The following is a 6,998-nucleotide window of genomic DNA, read 5'->3' as shown; positions in this document are numbered from 1 at the left end:
CAGATATCACGGAGCAAGTGACAAGGTTCGTGGAACGACTGCTAAACACAAGACCGCGCAAGAGATTGGCATACCTAACCCCTGTGGAAGTCTTTAGAAAAAATATGCATTTGACTTAGAATTCGTGTGTGATTATTTGACAAAAATACCAGGTATTATATAATACCAACACTTTCACATAGGATTTTGCCCAAGTCATTCGACTGGGCGCCCCGTCGGATGACGGGGCGAATTTACATATTTATGGCGCATAAAAAAGCAGGCGGCTCAACATCATATGGCCGCGATTCGCAAGGCCAGCGGTTAGGAATAAAGAGGTATGGAGGCGAGGTCGTCAAGCCTGGCATGATTATCGCGCGCCAGCGTGGTTTAAAATACCATCTAGGGATGGGAGTAAAACGCGGATCTGACGACACTATTTATGCAATGAGAGAAGGCGTCGTGCATTTTCGTTCAAAAAAGCAACCTGCTTTTACAGGCGCTATGCGCACTATTACCGTAATCGATGTAATAGGAAAAACTAATTAATTATAGAACCTTTTAGTGGAAATAGGGATGAATAATCCCTATTTTTTTATTCCTTTGCTCGCTACCGTAATAAACTCCCTAAACAGCGGATGCGGGCGCAAGGGGCGCGATTGGAATTCTGGATGGAATTGGGTGCCGAGCATGAAAGGATGGTCTTTCAATTCTGCAATCTCGACTAAATTCCGTTCTGGATTAACGCCGGAAAAAACAAATCCGGCCTCTTCAAACTTCGCGCGATATTCATTATTAAATTCATAGCGGTGGCGATGGCGTTCTGAAATTACATAAGCGCCCTTTTGCATGACCGTAGGTATCGCATGGGGAACCTTTTCGCCGTAAGCTGCATACGCCCTCGTCCCCTTCACCAGCGCGCATTCATACGCGCCAAGCCGCATGCTGGCGCCCATATGCTTTTCCGCAAGGTTTTTTCGCTGCTCCGGCATGATATGAATCACTGGATGTTCTGTTTTCGCATCAAACTCGGTGGAATTAACCGATTTGGTCTTCAAGAAATTCCTTCCGAAATCAATCGACATCACCTGCATCCCCAGACATAACCCAAAATACGGCACTTGTTGCTCGCGCGCGTATTGCGCCGCGAGGATTTTCCCCTCGATCCCGCGATTCCCAAATCCGCCCGGCACTACAATGCCGTCCATTGATTTTAAACGCTTCCATTCCGCAACGTCGCGCTCCTCCAGCTTTTCAGAATCAATATCCTGCAGGATAAGCCTTACTTGATTGAAAGCTGCTGCTGCCTTTAATGCCTCATGCACGCTGATATACGCGTCTCCATGGGCAGTGTATTTCCCCACCAGAGCGATTTTTAATTTGCGGCCATGGCCGTTTTTTATCCTGCGATTCAGTTGTTTCCATTGTTCAAGATTTGGCTTTTTGCCCTGTAAGTGGAAATGCTCATAAATAATGCGCGAAATGCCGAATCCTTCAAAATTTATCGGTATCTCGTAGAGGGATTTCACAGTCGGTGCGGGTATGACATTTTCCGTGGGGACGTCGCAAAACAATGCAATCTTATCTAATAAGTCCTTGGGTATTTTTTGGTCGGCGCGCGCAAGTATAATGTCAGGCTGGATGCCGACGCGATGAAGTTCGCGTACTGCCATTTGCGTTGGCTTGGTCTTGAGCTCACCCGACGTCTCAAGATATGGCAAAAGAGTAATCAGCACAAACATTGCATGTTCCTGGCCGATTTCGCGATGGAATTGGCGTGCAGCTTCAAGGTAAGGCTCTCCTTCGATATCGCCGATGGTGCCGCCGATTTCGATTAGGAGATAATCCGCTTTTGCCTGATGCGCGGTATTGATGATTTTTTCTTTTATGGCGCTCGTGATGTGCGGTATTACTTGAATGGTACGGCCAAGATACGCGCCTTGGCGCTCGTTTGCGATGACTTTCTGGTAGATCTGGCCTGTCGTGATATTTGATTCCCTCGAGAGCGGCTCATCGATAAATCGCTCGTAATGGCCAAGGTCCAAATCCGCTTCATACCCGTCATCGGTAACAAACACTTCTCCATGCTGGTAAGGGCTCATGGTGCCGGGATCCACATTGAGATAGGGATCAATTTTTAATACACTCACCCGGTAGCCTGCCGCTTTCAAGATAGCGCCGATGGACGCGGTGGCAATGCCTTTACCCAACCCTGAGCATACGCCGCCCGCTACGAAAATATATTTAGTGGAAGAAGGGCTCATAATATAATAAACTTGATATTCTTATTTATAAATCTGTACAGTATATAGAATGCAACGCAATAACTTACCCATTTTCTACTTCTACCTTACACGAAACGTTAATCCCGTGCGAAAGGCGCAATGAGATGGTATGTGCACCTATCGTCTTAATTGGTTCTTGCTTCTTGAGTGACTCATGAGGTATTTGAATGCCTAATTCATCGAGCGATTTAAGTATATCAGCAGGGTGGATGCCGCCGTAAAGACGTCCGTCCGGCGTTGCTTTTCTTTTGAAATGCAATATGGTTTTCTGTACTGTAAATGCCAAATCCTGCATTTCAGTCTGCTTTCCTCTGCGGCGTTCAGTGATTTCGCGGGAATCATGACGAATCCGCTCAATGGCGCTTTGCGTGGGGAATGTCGCTAATTTGCGCGGGATGAGATAATTGCGTGCGTAGCCGTCTTTTACTTCTTTGACTTCGCCTGCCTTTCCTAAACTTGGGATGTCCTGCTGTAAGAGAACTCGCATATCTCTAATGTGATGAATCACAATAGTAATTTTCAATTTCCAATGTTCAATTTTCAAATAATTTTCAATGATGCAAAATTTGAAAATTGTAGCATTCTATCATTAATTAAAAATTGCAAAATTGAGCATTGAAAATTTGAAACTCGATTCAGTCATTGTTCACTGATTGGCTATTCATTTGGCATTTGAACTTTGAGCTTGGGATTTAAGAATCTCTAATGCCTTCTCTAACTGCGGATCCTTGCCTGCAGTTATGTCCTCTTCCTTTATATCAACTTCGACATCTGGCGCAATGCCTTCCTTATCTATCTGCCTGTTTTTAGGCGTAAACCATCGCGCAATGGTGAGCTTCACTGCAGATCCATCGGAGAAGTCATGCATCTCCTGGATGGAACCCTTGCCAAACGATTGCTGGCCTATGAGGGTGGCTAATGCATAATCCTGCAACGCGCCCGCAACAATCTCTGAAGCAGATGCTGATCCGCGGTTTATCAAAACAACTGTCGGTATACCCTTGAGTGCTTGATTTTTTATTGCGCGGTATTCTTCCACGAGCGTATCGCCTGAACGCTCGAGTACCACGGGGCTCTCCACATCCACCCAGTAACTCGCAATTTCTACCGCCATGGAAAGATAGCCTCCAGGATCATTGCGAAGGTCAAGCACTAACCCTTTTACATTTTGCACAAGCATTGATTCTGCGGCATTTCTAAATCGTTCTCCCGTATCTGCATTAAAATTAGAAATTTGCACGTAACCGATTCCGCCTTCTTTTACCTCTGAACGCACGCTCACAATTTTAATATTGTCGCGTGTGATCACGAATGTTTTCGGCTCTTTGAAATCTTCACGCATGATTAAAAGTTTAACTTGCGTGCCTTTTTCTCCGCGTATGCGATTAACGGCATCGTCAAGCATCATTCCTGTCGTGTCGGTCCCGTCAATTTCGATTATCCAATCCCCGCTTTTCAATCCCTCTAGTTCCGCGGGCGTTTCGGGCAATGGAGCCACCACGGTTAACTTTTTATCGCGAATACCGATTTCGGCGCCTATTCCTTGAAATTTCCCCTGCAATTCTTCTGAAAATTCTTGAGCTTGTTTTGGTTCCATAAATGCAGAATAAGGATCGTCCAGTGATGCAACCATGCCTGCGAGAGAGCCATAAAATAATTTCTTTTCATCTATGGGTTTATCAATAAAATTCCCTTGAATCCATTTCCAAACATCCCAATATAGGTTAAAATCGGCATTTTGCAACAATGACGCGCTTGACCCCGCGTCCTTATTGGTAACCTTACCTCCTTCTCCTCCTGTCTGAATGCCGCCTTTAAGCCCTTCTTCACGTCCCAAACTAAAGCCTCCCACATATGCGCCAAAAATCGCCCCAATATAAAGCAAGGTGAGCAAAGCTTGTTTTACCCAACTTCTATTCTTCCCTGTCCCTATGCTTGAAGTGCTTTCTGCCATGATTGAATTATAACATGAAGAATTGCTTTATGACTATGTAGTGTAGGGTAACTACTCAGCGTGTTTGATGAAGCGAGGGGAATGCCGATTTTTAAGGGCTAGGCGTCACCGGCGGTGTGGTCGTCTGCCCGAAAAAATCGTGCGTTCCCGAGCGTATGAACAGAAGGAAGGTAATTGGTCTGGAAAAGATGAGTAGTTACTTCGGATAAATTACGTTCTATAATTTCTCCAGAATATCAGCAAAAAGAGGTTCCAGTTTCAGAACTGTGTACTTTTTTAGCTTTAGTTGCGCAGGAATGGGGATGGTGTCCGCAAACACTACTTCTTTAATCTTTGGATCTTTCAAACGTTCTGTGGCTAGACCGCTCAGCACCGGATGGGTGGCAGCAACCCTGATATCGTGTATGCCACATTGCCAAAGCACGTCAACACTGGTACTGATAGTGCCTGCGGTGTTTATTTCGTCATCAATAATAATCGCAGTTTGATATGAATCCTTGCAAACGAACCTGCGCATCCTAACCTTGTCATGTTGCGGACGCTCCTTTGGAATATAAAACATAGGCAGATGGAGCGCATCCGCAAGACGCCGCGCTCTTACCTGCCCTCCTTCGTCTGGCGACACTATAACCGCATGAGAGCGTATCTTTTGAAAATATGCAATAAAGAGAGGAAGCGCGCTTATCTCCACCAAGCCTGTATAAAAGCGTTTGAATGACTCATGATGTAAATCGCTGGTGAGCACCCGTGTAACTCCCGCTTCCCTCAATATATTAGCAAACAACTCGCCTCCTACTCCTTCGCCTCTCACATTGACGTGCTCTTGACGCCTAAAGGGAAGAAATGGGATTACGGCGGTGATGCTGCGCGGATGCATGCGCGTGAGGGCGTCAATAAGCAGGAACAGTTCTACCATATGGTCACATGCAGGACGGCACCCCGATTGCACTACTACGGCATGTTTACGATAGACTTGCTGAGATGATGCAGTAATCCTCACATAAGTCTCGCTATCGCTATAGGGATGTATATCGGCAGTCAATAGTGGCGCCCGCAGTAGCCGAGAAAGAGCAGAAGCAAATGCCTTATGCGATGAGCCTGATACGATACAATATGAATTCATGGATACCTTATTTTATAAATCCTTTACAATTATATTGTACCAATTATTATGTCCTATGCCAATTACCGTACGCGCTCACTGAGGGGATATGTATTCACGAATGAAACCCCCTCTCGTTATTCTCCCCCTCACAAGGGAGGCTTGGTGGGGGTGTCATGGCCAGTGAGCGCGTACCAATTATCATATAGCTGAGAGTAACGATAAATGTTATAATGCGGCTATATGACACGGAATACCCGCCGGATTATCGCTGGATTATTCATCCTTGCTTTTTTAATTACCGCCCCCCTCATCATCCTGTATGCTTCTGGATATCGCTATAATCGCAAACGCGGCACCATTCAAGGTACAGGCGCCATTACTATCTCAACCAAACCAAAAGGCGCCACAGTAACCATAAACGGCATTGTACAAAATAACCTTACACCTTTTCGAATCACCCAACTCTCCCCCACGACCTACCATATTAAAATCGAGAAACAAGGTTATACGTCATGGGAAACCACTGCCGCAGTAGAACCTTGGGAAAATAAATTATATTCATCGGTCCGCCTATTTTCACTTGCTTCCCCTATCGCATTACCCTCCTCTTGCACATATCATTCCGTTCTCTTTCATAATCCTTCATCCCCGTGGACATTGCTCTCTTCCTCATCAACTGATCCTTTTATACTCTTTAATGCAAATAATGAAACGTGCGTATTTCTAGACACAAAAGGTGCTCTTATCGCCACCGCAGAAGATCTTACGGGAAATTCTTTTGTGATGCTCACACAATCTCGTCAAACCGTGTTAACTATAGTTACCTCTTCATTGATAGGTAAGGATAATATTAAGAGTTTCCCATTAAAGCGCACCGCAACTCATGTCGCTCATCTGAATGACCGCGATGCTTGGGTGTGGGATTCTGCATCCGTAAGCCGTGTCTTGAATTTAGGAAGCCAATATTTAAATGCCAAACTAAATATCATAGATATATTGCCTATGCAAAATGGACTTTATACGCTCGAAACAGATCCCACGGGCAGTGTGGCGCTCCGACTCCGCGACAACGATGATCCTAATGTGTACCGCACCCTCTCAAACCTCGCGTTGTCCACAGAGACCCAATTTATTAACCACTCGCCCACAAATACGCTCACTCTTTTCGATAATCGCAATTCCCGTGTAGTGCTCATTGATCTCACGGACACAAGCCTCCCCCCACTTGAATTTTCATTCATCACACGCGCGGCATGGTCGCAAAATAGCGAAAGCCTCATCCTTTCCAATGATCATGAAATATCTCTTTACCTCTACGACAAAAAAAAGAATGCCCAGCGTGCCATTCTCTTGACGCGAATATCAGATACCTTGCGGTCCGTGCTTTTTATCCCTGAAATCGGCTATGTCGCATATACCACCCCCACTCACCTCTCATTTATTTCTATAAATCCTGAAATAGACGCATATCCCCACACTCCCTTTCCCCTCCCTGAATCCGACATTCTTGGCTTTTCTTCAGATACACTTTATCTTGCTTCGCAAAATAAAATTTTCAAATACGATTTACCCTAAACTGGCTAACGAAACGCCTAAATTGAGTGCTCACTGACTACATATAAACAGCAAGGGAACTGCAATTTTTTCGGCGGAAAGGCGCATCAAGCTGCTTGAT

6 protein-coding genes are annotated in these 6,998 nt (G+C 45.3%); 2 read left to right on the top strand and 4 right to left on the bottom strand.

Annotation, left to right across the window (positions count from 1 at the left end; genetic code table 11):
• Positions 1 to 243: 243 nt before the first annotated feature.
• Positions 244 to 528: a 50S ribosomal protein L27 gene (gene rpmA / locus WC659_04420; GenBank protein ID MFA4873154.1), complete on the top strand. Its 285-nt coding sequence runs from the start codon at positions 244 to 246 to the stop codon at positions 526 to 528.
• Between the two features lie 38 nt (positions 529 to 566).
• Here rpmA and WC659_04415 read toward each other — a convergent pair whose 3' ends face one another.
• From WC659_04415 to prs, 4 genes are all read right to left on the bottom strand, one after another.
• On the bottom strand, positions 567 to 2,243 hold the full coding sequence (locus WC659_04415; GenBank protein MFA4873153.1) for a CTP synthase: 1,677 nt from the start codon (positions 2,241 to 2,243) through the stop codon (positions 567 to 569).
• Positions 2,244 to 2,307: 64 nt separating this feature from the next.
• A complete protein-coding gene (gene rplI, locus WC659_04410; GenBank protein MFA4873152.1) occupies positions 2,308 to 2,751 on the bottom strand; it encodes a 50S ribosomal protein L9 in 444 nt (147 codons plus the stop codon).
• Positions 2,752 to 2,925: 174 nt separating this feature from the next.
• On the bottom strand, positions 2,926 to 4,218 hold the full coding sequence (locus WC659_04405) for a S41 family peptidase (protein MFA4873151.1): 1,293 nt from the start codon (positions 4,216 to 4,218) through the stop codon (positions 2,926 to 2,928).
• Between the two features lie 217 nt (positions 4,219 to 4,435).
• Positions 4,436 to 5,341: a ribose-phosphate diphosphokinase gene (prs, locus tag WC659_04400; protein MFA4873150.1), complete on the bottom strand. Its 906-nt coding sequence runs from the start codon at positions 5,339 to 5,341 to the stop codon at positions 4,436 to 4,438.
• Positions 5,342 to 5,563: 222 nt separating this feature from the next.
• On the opposite strand from prs, the gene WC659_04395 reads away from it, so the two are divergent.
• Positions 5,564 to 6,898, top strand: coding sequence for a PEGA domain-containing protein (locus WC659_04395; GenBank protein ID MFA4873149.1), 1,335 nt, complete (start codon positions 5,564 to 5,566; stop codon positions 6,896 to 6,898).
• Positions 6,899 to 6,998: the final 100 nt, after the last annotated feature.

It is taken from the genome of Patescibacteria group bacterium (assembly GCA_041645165.1).
Classification (GTDB): domain Bacteria; phylum Patescibacteriota; class Patescibacteriia; order 2-02-FULL-49-11; family 2-02-FULL-49-11; genus 2-02-FULL-49-11.
This window is presented reverse-complemented; position numbering and strand designations above follow the sequence as displayed.

Bases quoted from the DNA above. Each gene is read 5' to 3' on its own strand.
- rpmA (MFA4873154.1), top strand. From the start codon at position 244: ATGGCGCATAAAAAAGCAGGCGGCTCAACATCATATGGCCGCGATTCG.
- WC659_04415 (MFA4873153.1), bottom strand. From the start codon at position 2,243: ATGAGCCCTTCTTCCACTAAATATATTTTCGTAGCGGGCGGCGTATGC.
- rplI (MFA4873152.1), bottom strand. From the start codon at position 2,751: ATGCGAGTTCTCTTACAGCAGGACATCCCAAGTTTAGGAAAGGCAGGC.
- WC659_04405 (MFA4873151.1), bottom strand. From the start codon at position 4,218: ATGGCAGAAAGCACTTCAAGCATAGGGACAGGGAAGAATAGAAGTTGG.
- prs (MFA4873150.1), bottom strand. From the start codon at position 5,341: ATGAATTCATATTGTATCGTATCAGGCTCATCGCATAAGGCATTTGCT.
- WC659_04395 (MFA4873149.1), top strand. From the start codon at position 5,564: ATGACACGGAATACCCGCCGGATTATCGCTGGATTATTCATCCTTGCT.